The 18,077-nt window shown below is 51.7% G+C and carries 17 protein-coding genes; 16 read left to right on the top strand and 1 reads right to left on the bottom strand.

The annotated features are described in order from the left end of the window. Nucleotides 1-654 precede the first annotated feature (654 nt). Complete coding sequence (locus tag PREMU_RS13960; RefSeq protein ID WP_007576281.1) at nt 655-1,125, bottom strand: copper resistance protein NlpE N-terminal domain-containing protein; 471 nt, start codon at nt 1,123-1,125, stop codon at nt 655-657. A gap of 328 nt (nt 1,126-1,453) precedes the next feature. Between PREMU_RS13960 and PREMU_RS13955 the strand changes: the two genes are divergently transcribed. From PREMU_RS13955 to PREMU_RS13880, 16 genes are all read left to right on the top strand, one after another. Then, nucleotides 1,454-1,963: a gamma carbonic anhydrase family protein gene (locus PREMU_RS13955; RefSeq protein ID WP_007576280.1), complete on the top strand. Its 510-nt coding sequence runs from the start codon at nt 1,454-1,456 to the stop codon at nt 1,961-1,963. Between the two features lie 282 nt (nt 1,964-2,245). Further along, nucleotides 2,246-2,830: a hypothetical protein gene (locus PREMU_RS13950; protein ID WP_007576279.1), complete on the top strand. Its 585-nt coding sequence runs from the start codon at nt 2,246-2,248 to the stop codon at nt 2,828-2,830. Nucleotides 2,831-2,853: 23 nt separating this feature from the next. Further along, the gene (locus PREMU_RS13945; protein WP_007576277.1) at nt 2,854-3,969 is read left to right on the top strand and encodes a FlxJ family methyltransferase; all 1,116 of its coding nucleotides are present in this window, start codon (nt 2,854-2,856) and stop codon (nt 3,967-3,969) included. Nucleotides 3,970-3,988: 19 nt separating this feature from the next. Beyond that, nucleotides 3,989-4,876: a lysophospholipid acyltransferase family protein gene (locus PREMU_RS13940; protein ID WP_007576275.1), complete on the top strand. Its 888-nt coding sequence runs from the start codon at nt 3,989-3,991 to the stop codon at nt 4,874-4,876. Between the two features lie 2 nt (nt 4,877-4,878). After that, nucleotides 4,879-6,579 carry a beta-ketoacyl synthase N-terminal-like domain-containing protein gene (locus PREMU_RS13935; RefSeq protein WP_007576273.1) on the top strand — a complete coding sequence of 567 codons (1,701 nt, stop codon included), beginning with the start codon at nt 4,879-4,881 and terminating at the stop codon, nt 6,577-6,579. Between the two features lies 1 nt (nt 6,580). Next, nucleotides 6,581-6,838: a phosphopantetheine-binding protein gene (locus tag PREMU_RS13930; RefSeq protein WP_007576271.1), complete on the top strand. Its 258-nt coding sequence runs from the start codon at nt 6,581-6,583 to the stop codon at nt 6,836-6,838. Then, nucleotides 6,839-8,605 (top strand): beta-ketoacyl-[acyl-carrier-protein] synthase family protein, encoded by a 1,767-nt coding sequence (locus PREMU_RS13925; RefSeq protein WP_007576268.1) that lies wholly within the window; start codon nt 6,839-6,841, stop codon nt 8,603-8,605. It begins immediately after the preceding gene. Further along, nucleotides 8,605-8,958: an EamA family transporter gene (locus PREMU_RS13920; protein WP_040559145.1), complete on the top strand. Its 354-nt coding sequence runs from the start codon at nt 8,605-8,607 to the stop codon at nt 8,956-8,958. The genes PREMU_RS13925 and PREMU_RS13920 overlap by 1 nt, the downstream gene beginning before the upstream one ends. 30 nt (nt 8,959-8,988) lie before the next feature. Then, entirely contained in the window at nt 8,989-9,612 is a 624-nt protein-coding gene (gene lolA2, locus PREMU_RS13915) for a flexirubin biosynthesis/transport protein LolA2 (protein WP_040558487.1), read from the top strand. Then, nucleotides 9,587-10,036: a hypothetical protein gene (locus PREMU_RS13910; protein WP_007576263.1), complete on the top strand. Its 450-nt coding sequence runs from the start codon at nt 9,587-9,589 to the stop codon at nt 10,034-10,036. The genes lolA2 and PREMU_RS13910 overlap by 26 nt, the downstream gene beginning before the upstream one ends. Then, on the top strand, nt 10,011-11,528 hold the full coding sequence (locus tag PREMU_RS13905; RefSeq protein ID WP_007576262.1) for a 1-acyl-sn-glycerol-3-phosphate acyltransferase: 1,518 nt from the start codon (nt 10,011-10,013) through the stop codon (nt 11,526-11,528). Before PREMU_RS13910 ends, PREMU_RS13905 begins: the two co-directional genes overlap by 26 nt. 15 nt (nt 11,529-11,543) lie before the next feature. After that, nucleotides 11,544-12,401: an alpha/beta hydrolase gene (locus PREMU_RS13900; protein ID WP_007576260.1), complete on the top strand. Its 858-nt coding sequence runs from the start codon at nt 11,544-11,546 to the stop codon at nt 12,399-12,401. 4 nt (nt 12,402-12,405) lie between these two features. Next, a complete protein-coding gene (locus tag PREMU_RS13895) occupies nt 12,406-13,542 on the top strand; it encodes a 1-acyl-sn-glycerol-3-phosphate acyltransferase (RefSeq protein ID WP_007576258.1) in 1,137 nt (378 codons plus the stop codon). Further along, a complete protein-coding gene (locus PREMU_RS13890; RefSeq protein ID WP_007576256.1) occupies nt 13,539-16,349 on the top strand; it encodes an MMPL family transporter in 2,811 nt (936 codons plus the stop codon). The genes PREMU_RS13895 and PREMU_RS13890 overlap by 4 nt, the downstream gene beginning before the upstream one ends. After that, nucleotides 16,346-16,576: an acyl carrier protein gene (locus PREMU_RS13885; protein WP_007576254.1), complete on the top strand. Its 231-nt coding sequence runs from the start codon at nt 16,346-16,348 to the stop codon at nt 16,574-16,576. The genes PREMU_RS13890 and PREMU_RS13885 overlap by 4 nt, the downstream gene beginning before the upstream one ends. Before the next feature lie 8 nt (nt 16,577-16,584). Continuing rightward, the gene (locus PREMU_RS13880; RefSeq protein WP_007576252.1) at nt 16,585-17,940 is read left to right on the top strand and encodes a class I adenylate-forming enzyme family protein; all 1,356 of its coding nucleotides are present in this window, start codon (nt 16,585-16,587) and stop codon (nt 17,938-17,940) included. Nucleotides 17,941-18,077 lie beyond the last annotated feature (137 nt).

Below are 18,077 nucleotides of genomic sequence, written 5' to 3'. Positions count from 1 at the left end.
ACATCAACTTGTCCTGCACCGTGCGGTGGCGCGCCATATAACGCATCGACTTGATATACTTGGTCTGGCGGTCCTTAAGCTGTCCCTGAAGAGTCTTGATGAAGTTTCTGTTCGTTAGGTCAGATGTTTGCCGCCGGCTTCTTTCAGATTCCACCTCACGATGGACGCCCTTGCCTTTGGCTATGTAATTCCCGCTATTAAGGCTTACTCGGGACTTGCACCCGTTAGACAATACTCATGCCGAGCATACTAATAAGAGCCGCAGAGTTCTCTCGTTTGAGATGCTCTGCGGCTCATTTATGGTAGGTGAATCTGTGCGGAAACGATAGCCAACTGCTGCCACACTTCAAACTTGATGTCTTTCGACAATGCCTCTTTCGTCTTCGCCGAAAGGATGACAAACCGTTAGTTGGTGGGGAAATCGCAGGCAAAAGCGATACCCTGGGGCGCGGAAAATACCCTTTATTCACATAGTCCCGTCAGGAACGAGATAGCTGCCTCAGGCATTCCGCAGAGGTTGCGTATCTTCTCTTTTACAGACAGTGTGTATTTGTCGAAGCCGTAACCAGAGCTTTTCTCATCGTTGGTCTCGATGAGGCGCTGTAGTAATCTCTGGCGCGGCCCCGTTGTTATAGTCGCTTTCGAAGGAGACTATTACTTTTTCAGTTTCAGGTCGTAGTTGCCTGTGACGGCCTCTTCCATCTCGTCGTTGACCATACGCAGTGTGTTGGCATCGGCATTGATGAAGTAGTAGGCATCTCCGCTCTTGCCGTTTGTGGTGAGCTTCAGGCCCTTCTTGCCGTTCTTTGTATAGGGAGCAACGGTGCCTTTCTCATTGAATGAGCTCTTCACCTTGGTCTCCGTCTCCATATAGTCTTCCTGCATGGTGAAGTTCTTCTTCTGTGCGTCCATAGCGATGCGGTAGCGGATGCCCGCACAGTCGGCTGCAGGCACAGTGCCCTCATAGACGAGAGAGTCGGTGGATGCGGCGGTGCTGTCGGTGCTTGTCGTATCAGTGGCAGCTACGTTTGTGGAATCAGCAGCGGTGGCCGGCTTGGCGTTCTTGTTGCCGTTGCAGCTTGCAATCAGAGCAGCTGTGGCTAAAAGGAAAAATACTTTCTTCATTGGATAAATGATTTAGTTGTGTTTCTATTATCGGGTGCAAAGGTATAGGTTTTCCTGTTATTCCGTTCACAAATATCATGTTTTTATTATGTCGCTGCAATATTTCTTTAATATGTTCTGCATAATAGGATGAAACGGCTACTATGATTAAGGGACTATGGCCGAATAGGCAGGACACATGATTCTCGCCTCATCGCCAGATGCGGTCTTTGCGTCTAAAGACAAGAGCCACGGAAAAAATCTTGATGGAAGGCGTGGGTCTGTGGGTGAAGTTACGTATCTTTGCACCATCAATCAACGTTAATCAGTAGTAATGGATTTATTTGAAATGGAATCCCCTCGCTCTCCGCTGGTCAAAGCGGTGAGGGGTAAGAAGCCGAGATGGGGCAAGCACTGCTATTTCGCAGAGAATGCCACCCTTGCGGGCGACATCATGATGGGTGATGACTGCTCTGTTTGGTTCGGTGCCGTGCTGTGTGCCGATGTAGATGCCATCCGCGTCGGCAACCGTGTCAATATCCAGGACTGTGCCTGTGTCCATCAGACGGCAGGCTATCCGGTGGTCATAGAAGATGATGTGTCGGTGGGTCACGGTGCCGTCGTCCATGCCTGCACGGTTCACCGTCGGGCGCTTATCGGCATGAACGCCGTCGTGCTCGATGGCGCGGAGATTGGCGAAGGCGCTATCGTTGCTGCCGGAGCTGTTGTTTTGAGTGGTACGAGAGTGGGTCCCTACGAGATCTGGGCCGGTGTGCCGGCAAAATGCGTGAAGAAAGCCGCGCCCGAACAAGCTCGGGCTTTTGCCGACCATTACTTGAGTATCAAGGAATGGTATTGACCTCATTTTCAATTGCTTATCTAAGCCTTCTGCCTTTACGGCGTAATCGCATCGCCTTTACACCGTAATCGCATCGCCTTTACGGCGTAATCGCATCGCCATTACACCGTAATCGTATCGCCTTTACGGCGTAGACGGAAAACGATGGGAGAGACGATGTTGCTTTTCCCCATACTGTCTTAAAATCTGTTTTATCTTTTGTCTATTATCCGCAAAAATACTAACTTTGCAAGGTAATGCCGTAAAAAGCATGAATTGTTAACTCTTAAAATGCAGAGTGAAATGAAAAAGACTTCTCTATTATTGTTGATATGCCTCATCGTGGCATGTCTTCCTTCCTGGGGGGCAAACAATGTCTCCTTCGTCTTTCTGAAAGGAGAGCATTCGGTCAGCTATGTCGTTGACTGGAAAGACCTTACCGTGGCTGGCTTCTCGCCGAAAGAGTGGATTCAGGTGCGGCAAGCAGAACAACCGGAGTACAACGCCAAAAACGAATACGAGAAAGAGCTGCTGCCCCGTATCAACGATTTTGTCTCGAAGGCAAATCAGGAGCTTCAGAATGTCAATCTGTTTCTCACCAGCGAGAAGGGCCGGAAGTACACGGTCTTTCTCCGTCCGCAGAACATCGCGCGCAAGGGCAATAACAGCATTGTGTGCTCTTTTGTGGAGACGGCCACAGGCAGAGTTATGACCGAGTTTGTGGTCAACGGCAAGGGCGGCACTTTCGGTTCGATGTCTAATCTCTGGGGCGACGGCATGAAGAGTGCAGGGAAAAAGTTCGGCAAATACGTCTGTAAGAAATTAGGTTATGCCCCTACTGTCAAGGACCGTATTGATGATGTCATTTCTAAAACCGGTCTTGATTAGAACCGCCCTGCAGTTTCCCAACTATGCATTTGTCTGATTCACTGAAGGAGAGATATACTTCAGAGCACTTGTCTGCACGCGAGGCGCAGCGCCTGGCCGAGTTCATAGCGTGGGCCCCCGCTGTCTTCCAGGCTACGCGGCTGATGCTGAAGTTCGGCATCCTGAGCCTGCTCCGTGACAGTGACAAGGGTCTGACGCGGCAGGAAATCGTCGCGCGGACCGGTCGGTCAGACTATGCCGTGAACTGCCTCCTGGAGGCATCGCTGAGCATCGGCACCGTGTTAGTAGACCCTGAGACCGACCGTTTCAGTCTCTCAAAGACGGGATGGTTTCTGCTGACTGATCCGGCGGTAAAGGTGAACATCGACTTTAATCAGGATGTCAACTATGAGGGCTGGTTCCATTTAGAGGAGTCGCTTGAGGAAGGCAAGCCTGCGGGGTTGCGTCATTTCGGGCCTTGGCCGACGATCTATGAGGGATTGTCGAGTCTGCCGGCCGGGGTGCGGCAGAGCTGGTTTGGCTTTGACCACTTCTACAGTGAGTCGTCGTTTCCCGATGCCCTACGCATTGTCTTCGATGAGCACCATGTCCGCACGCTCTACGATGTGGGTGGCAACACTGGCAAGTGGGCACTCCGCTGTGTCGGCTATAGCGACGAGGCACAGGTGACGGTGCTCGACCTGCCCCAGCAGATCGCCATGATGCGGGCAAACATCAAAGGCAAGGAGGGCGAGGACCGCATCCACGGCTTCGGCATCAACCTTCTTGACGAGACCCAGGCATTCCCGTTGATGGCCGATGGTCCCGATGCCATCTGGATGAGTCAGTTTCTCGACTGCTTCAGCATGGAGCAGATTGTCAGCATCCTCAGGCGTGCCAAGGCGGCGATGGGAGAGCACACCCGCATCTATATCATGGAGACGCTGTGGGATCGCCAGCGCTTCGAGCCTGCCACGATGTGCCTCACACTGACATCTCTCTATTTCTCGGCGCTGGCCAACGGCAATTCAAAGATGTACAACACAGAGGATATGGGGCAGTGCATCCATGATGCCGGACTGGAAGTGGAGCAGATCCACGACCACTTGGGGCAGGGGCACTCCATTCTCGTGGTGAAGAAACAAGACAACAACCAATAGAAGGGCAGCTATTTCGGATATGGCAGACAGAGAATGGCCCGGCTCTACGTTCGGCACAGGATTCATGCACAGATGGCTCATCACAATTCTTCGGCATTCTGATGTACGCGTCTGGTATGCCTTTGCTGCCGTGTTCATCATCCCTTTCTGTCTCGTCTTTTCGCAGGGTTCACGTCATGCCTACCGCTATTTCCGCCGCCGGCAGGGCTGTGGACGCTGTCGCAGCGTAATGATGGTATATGTCAATCAGGTGCTATTCTCGCAGGTGGTCATCGACCGCTTTGCGATGTATGCCGGCAAACGCATGCGGCTAAAGGTGGAAAACTATGGTCTCTTCCGAAAATTGGCGGCTGGAGAGCAGGGCTTCGTGATGCTTAGCGCCCATGTGGGCTGCTATGAGATGGCCGGGTACGAGTTGGTCTCCGATCAGAAACCATTCAACGCACTGGTCTTTGCCGGCGAGAAGGAGTCGGTGATGCAGGGCCGTTCGCGGCTTTTCACAGCCAACCACATTCGCATGATCCCCGTCATGCCGGACATGAGCCATCTGTTTGCCATCGACCGCGCGCTGTCGGCCGGTGAGATTGTAAGCATTCCCGCCGACCGCATGTGGGGCTCTCGCAAGGCGGTGACGGTGCGCCTCCTGGGTGCCGACGCCGATCTGCCGGCCGGTCCTTTCAGCGTGGCGGCGATGCGCGGGCTTGATGTCATTGCTGTCAATGTGATGAAGACCGGCCTCACGGCTTACACCGCCTACGTCACAGCGCTTGCCTACGACAAGAAAGCCCCGCGCAAGCAGCAAGTCAGGCAGCTGGCCGACGCCTATGCCGCCGAGCTGGAGCGGACGCTGCACCAATATCCAGCCCAGTGGTACAATTATTTTGACTTTTGGAAAGCGACGTGTTAGATATGGTTTCCGTCTTATCATACAGCATCATCTCACCTTTGGGCGACACTGCCGCAACCAACTACGCGGCGGTGTCGCAGGGAAGAAGTGGTGTCAGAGCATGGCAGGAGCACTGGGAAATCCCCGGAACTTTCATGGCCTCACTGTTTGACGAAGGTCTCTTAGCCCATGTGCGGAAAGACGGACTGACACGTTTAGAGTCGCTGGCACTGGCTTCCATTCATGACGCGATGTCGGGCATAGACCTCTCCCCGAAGCGTGAACGGACAGTGCTCGTGCTGAGTACGACCAAAGGCAACATAGAGCTTCTTGGCACGGATACAGTCTCGGAGCGCGTGCTCCCCATCAGCAGTGCCGTGATGATAGCCAAGGCTTTGAGGCTGACAACGACTCCTATCGTCGTTGACAACGCCTGCGTCTCAGGTCTGTCAGCGCTCATCCTTGCGCAGAGACTGATAGAGACCGATGCCTGCGACCGCGCCATTGTCTGCGGTGTGGAGTGCCAGAGCAAGTTCATCATTTCCGGATTCCAGTCGCTCAAAGCCATGTCTTCGGGGCCTTGTCGACCTTTCGACATCGACCGCATGGGGCTCAATCTTGGCGAAGCCGTAGCTACGATGGTCCTCGGACGTACGGCAGGGTGCGGGTGGTTTCTTAGTAAGGGCGCTCAGCGAAACGACGCTTACCACCTCGGCTCGCCCTCTAAGGAAGGCCTGGGAGCTGCTATGGTCTTGTGTGAGGTCACCGATGGCGTGCCGTTGTCGGACATTGGTTTCATCAATGCTCACGGCACGGCGACGCTGTTCAACGATCAGATGGAGTCGGTGGCTATTGAACGGGCCGGCTTGTCAGCTGTTCCGGTCAATGGTCTGAAGGGTTGCTATGGTCACACCATGGGTGCCTGTGGCCTCGTGGAGACCATCATTTCAATGCAAGCCCTCGACCATGGCGTGGTGCTTCCTACGAAAGGATTTGCGGAGAGAGGTGTGTCGGGGAAGATAAAGGTGAGCAGTGAAGGAGTGAAAGAAATTAAAGGCCAGAGCTTTGTCAAGATGCTTTCAGGCTTTGGCGGTTGCAATGTAGCTGTACTGATGACGAAAAACCGTGGCAACGCCGAGGCCATTCTGTCCTTGCCCAGTCTGAGAAAGACGCTTCATGTGCAGCTTTCGTCTGCCCGTGTGATGGTGAATGGCAAGAAGCTCAAGACGTGTTCCTCAGGCCGGCAGCTGCTCACGGAGCTTTATAAAACGTATGTGGGCGACTACTCCCGTTTCTACAAGATGGACATGCTGAGCCGATTGGGCTTTGTCGCCACTGAGCTCTTGCTGCGTGCTGAGGGGAAGAAGTCTTCCGAGAAAGGGCGGAGTGACAGAGCCATTGTCTTCATCGGGCACAGCGGATCAGTCGTTGCCGACAAAGCTTTCTATGATTCTATCAAGGACGCGGACAATTATTTTCCGAGTCCTGAGCGGTTTGTCTACACGTTGCCAAATATCGTGACGGGAGAGGTGGCCATCCGCAACCATTACCATGGTGAGACGGCTTACTACAGCATTCCTGAGAAAGATGATGCGCTGATAGGGCAGATCGTACGCTCAGCCTTCCTGGATACCGCAACCAGAAGCGTGATAGGAGGATGGCTCGAATGTGGAGCGGAAGACGAATTTGAAGCAGACATTTATTTAATTGAACATAATAGCTGATATGGAAGAGCTGATAGAAGAAATAAAGAAAGAGATTATCGAAGCGCTGAACCTTGAGGATATGCATCCGGAAGACATAGATGCCGACGCACCTCTGTTCAGCGAAGGCCTTGGGTTGGACTCGATAGACGCCTTGGAGCTCATCGTCCTCATGGAGAAACGCTATGGCATCCGGCTGGCGAACGCTTCGGAGGGAAAGGCTATTTTCAAGAGTGTACGCACTATGGCCGAATACGTGAGTAAAAACCGGAGAAAGTAGATGGGCAGCCGTATCGTCATTACTGGTGAGGGCATTGTCTGTGCCATCGGCACCGACAAGAACACTGTAGCTGCTGCACTCCGCGCCAACCACGGGGGCATCGGGCAGATGCGCTTCCTGGACTCTGTCCTTCAGGAGTTGCCGGTGGGAGAGGTGAAGCTCTCCAATGGCGATTTAAAGACTCGGCTCGGCATACCGGTGACAGACACTATAAGCCGCACCGCACTCTTAGGTATAGAGGCTGTGAGACAGGCTCTTGATCAGGCCCGCCTGCCAAAAGTGAAAGCTTTACGCACCGTACTGATATCGGGAACTACCGTGGCAGGGATGGACATCACCGAACAACGTTTTGCTTCGATGATAAATGGCAGTGAGGACGATGAGTGTCTCAAGCATCACCAGTGTGGCAGCTGCACCGCTGACATCGCCGGTTACTTCAGCGTTTTCAGCGACTTCACGACCTTCTCTACGGCCTGTTCCTCAGCTGCCAACGCCCTTATTCTTGGTGCAGAGATGCTGAAGGCGGGCGATGCCGATATCGTTGTGGCTGGGGGCACGGAGGCACTTTCCAAGTTTCACCTTAATGGTTTCAATGCGCTGATGATTCTTGATCACCAGGCGTGCAGGCCCTTTGATGCTGACAGAGCTGGGCTTAACTTAGGTGAGGGCGCAGCCTACGTTGTGTTGGAGCGTGAGGAAGCGGCGTTGAGGCGTGGCGCTACAGTGGACGCATGGCTTGCCGGTTATGGCAATGCGTGCGATGCCTATCACCAGACGGCATCGTCGCCCGATGACTTGGGTGCGCAGCTTTCCATGCGGAAGGCACTGACAATGGCGCAACTGCGTGCTGAGGATATACAGTGGGTGCATGCCCACGGGACGGGAACACCCAACAACGATGCCAGCGAGACAGTGGCTATCCGCAAGGTCTTTGCCGGTGCAGAACCGTTGGTGTCGAGCACGAAAGGCTTTACCGGACACACGACGAGCGCTTCGGGAGCCGTCTCGACAGTGATCAGCATTCTCGCCATGCAAGGAAATTTTGTGCCTGCCAATAAGGGATTCCACTCGGTTATGGCTAATGGCTTTTTCCCTACAATGGGACTCTCCGGCATTTGCCTTGACCATGTGATGGTCAACTCGTTTGGCTTTGGCGGCAACGACTCCACACTCATTCTCTCAAGTCAATCCTGTGGTGAGGATGTTGTGGCAATGCGCGGAGACGAGGAAATAGAGGTGGCGGCAAGTGTAGTTAGCAAGGGCGTGGCGGCTTTGGACGACATCAAGAAGTTTGTCAAGCCTATGGAGGTCCGACGTATGGGCAAACTGATGAAGAGTACGCTGCTCACGTCACTTCAGGCCCTTGCTGCCGCGGGACTTGACGAACCCGAAGCCATCATCACGGGCACAGAGTGGGGATGTCTGGAATACAGCGAGCGGCTGTTGCAACAGTTGACAGACGACGAGGATACGCTGAAACCGACCTATTTCATGCAGAGCACTCATAACACGCTCAGTAGCCTGATTGCCATTCATCTTCGTTGTCACGGCTTCAACAGCACCTTCTCACAAGGCGGAGAGTCGATGGAATGGGCAACCTATCAGGCACGTTTGCTGTTGCGTCTGGGCCGGTGCCGGTCGGTCTTGGTGGGGTGCCACGACGAGAGCACACCGTTGTTCAACATCCTTCTGCAGCGCATGGGGCAGCCCGCACGGCCCGACGTATGCTCAGAAGTACAAGTACTGCGATTGAACGAAAGAAGATGATGTGGAGAGTTCTACCCCTTGCGATTGCCCAAAGCGCTTTATTGGCAGGTGGTCAGGTGTTTCTGAAGTATGCCTTGATGAGGATGAAGTCCTTTGAATGGACGTGGGCTTTCTGGGGAAGTATGCTGACCAATTGGCAGTTTGCTGCTTGTGGACTTTGTTTTCTGTTGGCCTCACTGCTGTGGATGTACATGTTGAAGGTGTTTCCGCTGAGCGTGGCCTACCCGTTAGGCTCGTTGAGTTATGTGTTCGGTATGGTGGCCGCCATCTTGTGCTTTCATGAGACGGTGTCGGTTTACAGATGGATGGGAGTGGCATTGATTATGGCGGGATGCTGCCTTATCGTAAAATAAGAGATGGTGATCAGTTGATAGAAGGATAAAATGAGAAGATATATTTTGATGATAGGGCTGTTGTGGCTGTCGCTGACGGCCGTTCTCGCCCAGAATTATACGGAGCCGGAGGTGCGTCAGCGCATCAACGCCGCAGCTGCGCAAATGAAGAGCCTACAGGCCGACTTTGTGCAGACCAAGACATTGAAGATGCTCAGGAGTCAGATGGTGTCGCATGGACGAATGGCCTACAGCAGGCCCGACAAACTGAGATGGGAGTACACGTCGCCTTATCGCTATGTGTTTATTCTCAACGGGAATACAGTTTGGATGAAGAACACGCAGGGAAGCAATACGATTGACGTGGCCCAGAGCAAATTGTTTAAGGAGATCACACGCATCATGATGAGTAGTGTCATGGGGACCTGCGTATCCAACAGCCGCGATTTCTCTGTGTCTCTGCAAGGTGAAGGCGACAGTTGGAAAGCCATTCTGATGCCCAAAAAGAACCCGATGAAGCAGATGTTCAAAACCATTGTCATCTATTTTGATATGCGGAAATCACTTGTCAGCGGTGTGAAGATGATTGACAAGAATGGTGACGCTACCTCTATAGTCCTGAAAAACCAGGAAGTAAACACACCTGTCCATGCAAAGAACTTTAGCTTACATTAGTCTGCTGCTCTGTCTTTTTCTGTCGCAAGGCGCCGACGCCCAACATTCCTTTCCGACTCATGACGGCGACAGGCAGCTCTACAATGCATTCATTGAGACGCCGAAGGGACAACTCACGGGGCTCTGCATGCTCTTGCAGGACGAGGACTCCATCAAGGGAGCCATCGTCAACGAGTTTGGTGTGTCGGCGCTCGATTTCGTTTACAGCATCAAAGATGATCAGTTGAGACTGCGCGATGTCATGGCTATGATGGACAAATGGTATATCAGAAAGGTGTTGGAGGCTGACTTGAAGCACGTACTGCATGCTCTGAAACAAGGACAAACCCAATGGATGGATGAGAGGTACAAGATTAAATATACATTTACCCCAATAGACAACTCTCAGGACCAAGACAATGACGGTACAGAACTTCCCGACTGATCAAGAAGCGGTCAGACAGGCTTTGCACGACAGAGCCATTTGCATCATCATCCCTACATATAATAATGTGGGGACGATTGACTGTGTGGTCAGAAAGGCACTGGACTATTGTGGCGATGTCTATGTGGTGGACGATGGCAGCGATGACGGTACAAGCGAGGCTCTTGCAGCTATAGATGGTATTCGGCTGGTCGCCTATCGGCGCAACCGCGGCAAGGGTTACGCCTTGAAACAAGGCTTCCGTCAGGCGCTCAGCGATGGCTTTGCCTATGCCATTACGATGGATGCCGATGGCCAGCACTTAGCGAAGGATATCCCTGCATTCTTAGAAGCCAACAAAAAATGGCCGGGGACGCTTATCTTGGGAAGAAGGAACATCAGCGGTGCAGACCGTCCGCCGGGCAGCTCTTTTGCCAATAAGTTCTCCAATTTCTGGTTCTTCGTCGAGACACTGCATGCTTTACCCGACACGCAGACAGGCTTTCGTCTTTACCCTTTGAAGAAGCTTTATGGTTATCGGATGCTGACTTCGCGCTACGAGGCCGAGCTGGAACTCCTCGTTTTCGCATCGTGGCATGGCATAAAGATACACGCCATCCCCATCGATGTCTATTATCCGCCCAGGGAAGAACGTGTCAGTCATTTCCGCCCTGTGGTGGATTTCCTTCGCATCACCATCCTCAACACAGTGCTTTGCTGTCTGGCTGTTGTCTATGGCTTGCCACTTTGGGTGTTCAGAAAGGTGGCGACGCTTTTCCGTACAGTGTTGTCGGCCACGTTTTTCTCCATCATGATGTTCGTCTTCATCACTCCGTGGGTATGGCTCTACGTGAAATGCGGGGGAATGACTGAGAAGAAAAAGTGGCATCTGCACATGCTCATCTATCGGGTGGCGCGGTTGATCACACTTCGCATAGGGGTGCCTGGGGCCCGTCTTTCTTATCAAATCGATAAGAATGTAGACTTCAATCGTCCTTCCATTCTGATTTGTAACCATCAGTCACACTTCGATTTGATCTACCTTCTCTCCCTTACTCCGAAGGTCATCTTCTTAACTAACAACTGGGTTTGGCACAATCCGTTCTATGGTTTTCTGATTAGGCATGCCGAGTATTACCCTGTTACGGAGGGCATAGAAGAGCTTCTGCCAAGGTTCCGCTCATTGGTGGAGAGAGGCTATAACATTGCCATCTTCCCTGAAGGGACCCGTTCGCGGGATGGGAAGATAGGAGTATTCCATAAAGGTGCGTTCTTTGTAGCAGAACAATTAGGCATTGACATTGTCCCAATGTTTCTTTATGGTACTGGCAGAGTGTTGAAAAAGAAAACATATCACATGGAGAAGAGTCCCGTCTATGTTGAAGTGAACCGGCCTTACACGCAGGAAGAATTGAAGAAAATAGGGGATGTGCGGCTGCAGACCAAGCGTTTCCGGAAGTTGTATATCCGGCATTTTAGGGAGATTTCTGACCGCATGGAGCAGGACGTCTGATTAAATGGATAGCACATGACTGTAGATAAGAAGATAGTAACCATCATTTTCATCCTGCTTACCTCTATGTCCTGGTGTAGGGCGCAAGTCAATATATGGGAGAATACCAACGTGCGACATCGCGTAGAGCTCACTCCTTATCTGGTGAAGAAGCCTTCTTCGCCAGCCGTTATCATTTGTCCTGGAGGCAGTTATTTCTGGCACGATATGGAGAATGAGGGCAGTAAGACAGCGCGTTGGCTCAACGGGCAGGGCATCTCGGCGTTTGTCTTGCGTTACCGGACGGCTTATGTGCCGGCCTTCGTCACTCATTTCCGACTCCTGTTCAGAGGCAATCGCCATCCCGACGCGCTCAACGACTTGCGGCAATCAATGAGGTATGTTCGTTCCCATGCTTCACAATTTCGGATTGACAGTACCAAAATCGGTGTCATGGGCTTCTCGGCAGGGGGACACTTGGCGATGTGTTCAGTGGAGTTGTTACCAAGGAAGGAGTGGCCAGCTTTCGTCGTATCGGTCTATCCTGTGGTGAGTTTTGTAGATCCTTGCGTCCACAAACGGTCGCGTCGGGGGTTGCTTGGAGACAGCAGGACATGTAACAAGACTCTTTGCGAGGCTCTCTCCATGGAGCGGCATGTGCCTCAGGGCTGTCCCCCTGTGTTCTTGATCAATTGCAAGGACGACCCTATTGTTCATCCTCACAATGCGGAATTGCTGGATTCAGCGCTCACCACGAAAGGCGTGCCGCACGTCTATATTCAGTATCACACCGGCGGTCATGGCTTCGGGGCGTCTGAAGAGAAGGGCTCAGTGGAGTCGAGGCAATGGAAGAATGCGTTGATAGGTTGGCTGAAAACAATAAAAATCTTATAAGATGATGAACCATACAGAGTTTGATGATATACGTCCATACACTGACTCGGAGATACCGGCGGCGATGAATCGAATCGCGGGCAATGCTTCTTTTCCCTTTCTTGCCTTGTATGTCTATCCGGAGAGCGACCTGGAGGAGGTGCGTCAGAAGATCAGGTCTTATCATGATATTAAGAGCTTCCAGACAGAGACGATGCGCGTGATGAACGAGCAGGTCATCCGTCATTCCATCAGCGACTTATCCTGTGAGGGCATAGGGCGCGTCTCTAAGGATGAGAGCTATCTCTATGTCTCCAATCATCGCGACATCATGCTGGACGCGAGCCTGTTCCAGTATTACCTTTTCAAGAACGGTTTCGACACCACGGAGATCACTTTTGGCGCTAACCTGATGCAGAACCCGCTGATGGTAGACATCGGTAAAAGTAACAAGATGTTTCGGGTGGAGCGTCCAGGCGGCAGTTTTCGGGAGTTTTACAACAAGTCGGTGCATTTGTCGCGCTATATCCGCTACGTTATCTGTGAGAAACATCAGTCTGTCTGGATTGCACAGCGCAACGGACGTACAAAGGACGGGATGGACAGGACCGACCAGGGCATCGTTAAAATGTTTTGCATGAGTGAACAAGACGACAAGTTCCGTGCTATTTCCGATCTCCATATCACTCCCGTGGCTGTATCTTACGAGTGGGAGCCCTGTGATATTCTGAAGACTTTGGAACTCTACGAGTCCCAGTTTGCCAGGTACACCAAGAAGCCAGGGGAAGACCTTAACAGCATTCTCACTGGGATGTTTCAACGGAAGGGACGTGTTCATTTTGAGATTTGCGAGCCGTTGACAGAGGTGGAGCTGCGTGCTTGTGAAGAAATGACGAATAATGAGTATCACAAAGCCGTGGCCCACCTGATTGACCGGCGTATCGTGGAGGCCTATCGCCTTTATCCCAACAACTACATTGCTTATGATCTGCGATACGGCACCCAGCGGTTCAACAACAAGTACAAGGAGACTGAAAAGGTGGAATTTATGCGCCATTTCGACCAGTTAAACCGATATGACACTTGTGACATTGACCGATTGAAAGATATTTTCCTTGGCATTTATGCCAATCCGATCATCAACAAAGGCAGTATGCGATGACGAGACTCGTTTTGAGGATATTCGATTATTTCAGCATGCACAGAGGCAGGATGCTTCTTGTGCTGTTGCTGACAGTGCCTTTGTTGTGCATGCTGGTCTCCCGGATACATTTCAAAGAGGATATTTCCGATTTCCTTCCTCTTGGCAGCCGTAATCAGGAAGCCATGGCAATCTATCGTCAACTGTCCGGTGCCGACCGCATTCTTGTGCTTGTGGGTGGAAAAGACGATGCGAAGGCTGACCCTGACAGTATCGTTCAGGCTGTTGATGATTTTGTAGAAGCGGTACGGAAACACACAAACTTGAAAGCCGATGCCATTAGCTCACAGGTGGATATGGATCGTATGGCTCAGGCTGCCTCGTTTGTTTATGACAATGTTCCCTATTTTCTGACTCACGACGACTATGCCAGCATGGAGCGGAAACTAAGGAGTCGCCACTTCATCAAAGACCAATTGGCACTCGACAAGCAACTGTTGCTCTTACCTTCAGGCAGCTTTCTCTCTGACAATATGGGTAGGGATCCGCTGCATCTCTTCACGCCTGTGGTGCGGAAATTATCGTCACAGACCAGTCAGTTGGGCTATGAGCTCTACGATGACCATATCTTCATGCCCGATATGAAGCGTGCGCTTGTCATGATAACATCACCCTACGGCTCCAGTGAGACGGAGCACAACTATGCATTGGTTGGTCAATTAGAGAAAATCGTGGCGCAGACCGAGCACGATCATGCCACCATCTCCGTCCGTCTCACCGGTGGGCCAGTTATTGCTGTAGGCAATGCGCAGCGCATCAAGGCCGACAGCACGGTTTCGGTCACCATTGCGGTCGTGCTGATCTTGTTGATTCTCATTGTTTCATTCCGCAATGCGTGGAATATTGCACTTATCGCCGTGTCCATAGCATGGGGTTGGCTCTTCGCCTTGGCGGGGCTGTCGGCCATCAACAGCAATATGTCGGTCATTGTGGTAGGTATCTCGTCGGTGATCCTCGGCATCGCCATCAACTATCCTCTTCATCTCATTGCCCATCTCTCCCATACGTCGGACGTACGCAAAGCACTCAGGGAAATACTGATGCCGCTGCTTATTGGCAATATCACGACGATAGGTGCCTTCCTCGCTTTGGTACCCTTGAAATCGGTAGCCTTACGTGATTTAGGTCTCTTTGCCTCGTTTTTGCTCATGGGTACCATCCTTTTCGTGCTTATTTTTCTGCCGCATATCGTGCGCCATACGCAGCCGCAGCAGCGCGTTTTCCTCGGCAAATTGGGTGCCTGGCGGCCTGATAGGTATCCCAAACTCATTGTTGCCATAGCTGTGCTGACGGTTATCTTTGCGGTTTTCAGTTTCAGAGTGGGATTCGATGCGAATCTCTCGCACATGAATTACATGTCTGCCGAACAGCGTCATGACCTGGATTATCTGGCGCGGCAACGGAAGAATGCGACAAAGGACAAGGAGATCTACATTGTTTCGAGTGGTAAAACACTCGATGCCGCGCTGTCAGCCGACGATGCCATCCAAGGACAGCTCGCCCAACTGTGCAAGGCGGGAGCCTCTGTTTCAGGTGTCGGGCAATTTCTTTGTTCCCGGCGCGAACAGCGCGAACGGTTGAAAGCCTGGCAGATTTTTATTGGTAAATATGGAAAGCAGATAGCGGCCGCTTTGTCAGTTGAGGCTTCACGGCAAGGCTTTACGGCAGAATCCTTCTCCAAATTCAAAGCCATTCTTTCGCGAGATTATCCGTTGCGGGCACCATCCTACTTCAAAACATGGCAGGAAGCGGTGTTGCCCAATGGCATTGTTTATGACAAGACCATGGCAACTTACAACATTGTCAGTGTCGTTTCATTGCCTAAGACAGGCACTTCCAATGCATTAGCCCAGATTGGCCGACACATTGATGATGCCTCGCATTATCATTTCGAGATAGGTCAGCTTAACAGTGTCATTGCCAACAGCCTCTCCGATAATTTCAATTACATCGGATACGCATGCGGTCTCATAGTCTTCTTCTTTCTTTGGTTCTCTTTTGGCAACATCGAGTTGGCTGCCCTGTCGTTCCTTCCCATGGCTGTGAGTTGGGTGTGGATATTGGGAATCATGGGCCTGACGGGCACGGAGTTCAACATTGTGAACATCATTCTTGCCACGTTTATTTTTGGACAGGGTGACGACTACACCATTTTCATGACTGAAGGCTGTCAGTATGAATACGCCTACGGCCGGAAGATGCTGGCTTCCTATAAGCATAGCATTCTCCTCTCTGCACTCATCATGTTCATCGGTATGGGTGCGCTGATCATCGCGCGCCATCCCGCTCTCCATTCTTTAGCGGTGGTGACGGTCATCGGAATGTTCTCTGTGGTGTTGATGGCATGGATCCTTCCGCCCTTCATTTTTCGTTGGTTGGTCAGCAAGAGGGGTGTATTGCGAAACCGTCCGCTCACGCTGAAGTCGCTCATCTTTCCGAAACGTTATCCCCAGGTGTGCAGTCCAGGTGAGGCGATGGAGTATTATATCTCCTACGTCAAGGACGCTTATTATTATTGTGGCAGTGATGTCGTGAGAACCGTCAGGCAGTCATTGCGCCACTATTCTGCTCTTGTCCATGCTGATACTGTCGGACAGCTGAGCGTTGACGCAGGCTCTTATGGAGCCGTGGCGTTGGCAGCGGCCTTGATGTACCCCAATAAGACTATTATGGCGGAGGTTGACAACGAGGATGACGCAGCCGTATGCAGGCAGATAGCATGCAGAATCGCAAAAAACATTAAAGTAGAGAAACAACCCCAATCATGAAAGAAGAGATAAAGAAAATGTTGGAGGACATACTCCCTCTTGTGGACTTTGATTCCGACTTTTTGTTTTCAGAACTCGACTCCTTAGGCATTACCGCAATCCTGATGACGCTGTCGAAGGCTTACGATGTGGACTTGGAGCCGACAGATGTCACTCCGAGGAACTTCCGTAACCTTGACAGTCTTGTTGCCTTAGTCAAGTCCAAGCAGTCTGTCAATGGTAAATAACCGCGCTTATGTCGTTGTCTAAGACCCTTGAGGAAGCCATCCGCGAACATGCTTCCGTCTTGCCCGGCAAGACCGCCATTGTCTGTGAGAATCATCGCATCACGTATTCGGGACTCTGGGCTGAGATGTGCCGGCGGCGCGACGAGCTCTTATCGGGTGGATTGGGACATGGCCAGCTGCATATCTTCAGGGCCTTGCCGACCCCCGATTTCCTATACACCTATCTCTCTGTACACCTCTTGGGAGGCGTCGCTGTTCCGGTGGACAAGGACCTGACGGATGAGCTTTTCTCTGCTCTGCGACATTCTCTGGCGGGCAAGGCGCTGCCATGGTCTGCCGCTTCGCCTTTGGAGAATATTGCCGACGTGCTGTTCACCACTGGCTCCACGGGGGCACAGAAGGGCGTCATGGAGAGTTACCGCGCCCTCCTTGCCAATGCCGACAATCTCATTCAGGCACAAGGCTATGGCCCGGAAACCATATTTGTAATATGTGGACCGCTCAATCACTTAGGCTGCCTGTCCAAATTGTGGTCTACACTCATGGTAGGCGGTACGCTCATCCTGCTGGATGGTATGAAGGATATGACGCGTTTCTTTGAGGTACTCGGTTTCCCGGGCGGGCGCCTGGCCGTCTTTATGGTTCCTTCAAGCATACGGATGATGTTGATGCTGGGTAGAAAGCAGTTGTCTCTCCTATCAGAGAACATTGATTTCATAGAGACGGGCGGAGCCACCTTGGCGCAGAAAGACATGGAAGAGCTCTGTGACTTGTTGCCTCACGCGCGGTTGTATAACACTTACGCCTCTACGGAGACGGGCATCGTCTGCACTTACAATTTTAACCATGAGCCTTATGTGGCAGGGTGTGTGGGCAAGCCGATGGTCCACTCTTCAGTGATGATCGCTGACGATCACACTATCGCTTGTCAGGGTGCGACGCTGATGAGCGGTTACCTTGACGATGAACGGCTTACGGCTTCAGTGTTGAGAGACGGCACCTTATACACGCAAGATCTCGGAAAGATAGACTCTGAAGGTAACCTCTACATGCTGGGCCGCAACAATGACGTCATCAACACCGGCGGCTATAAAGTGTCACCGCAGGAGGTGGAAAATGTCGTAGCCTCGTTCCCTGGCATTATGGATTGCATTTGCTTGAGAGACTTATCTCCCCTTTTTGGCGAGACCGTCAAGCTGTGTTATGTCGTGGAGGAGGGGGCAACGGTCAATAAGAGAGATCTGGCACGCTTTATCGCGTCACGGCTCGAAACTTATAAGGTGCCGCGTGTCTTTGAGCAAGTGGATGCTATCCATCATACTTTCAACGGGAAGCCTGACCGGAAATACTATGCTGAGTTATAGCTTTTTAATCTCCCGTTAATCATTTTTACACAATGTTACAACGGCGGCCATCAGATAATCGTTTACCTTTGCACCGCAATTAGAGCAGTATTAGTGAACGGCTCTTGCAGTCATTCTTTTTTGTTATGTAAAAAGAT

The sequence above is a fragment of the Hallella multisaccharivorax DSM 17128 genome (genome assembly GCF_000218235.1).
Classification (GTDB): domain Bacteria; phylum Bacteroidota; class Bacteroidia; order Bacteroidales; family Bacteroidaceae; genus Prevotella; species Prevotella multisaccharivorax.
Note: the sequence above shows the minus strand (reverse complement) of the source record. Positions and strands in the feature narration are given on the sequence as shown.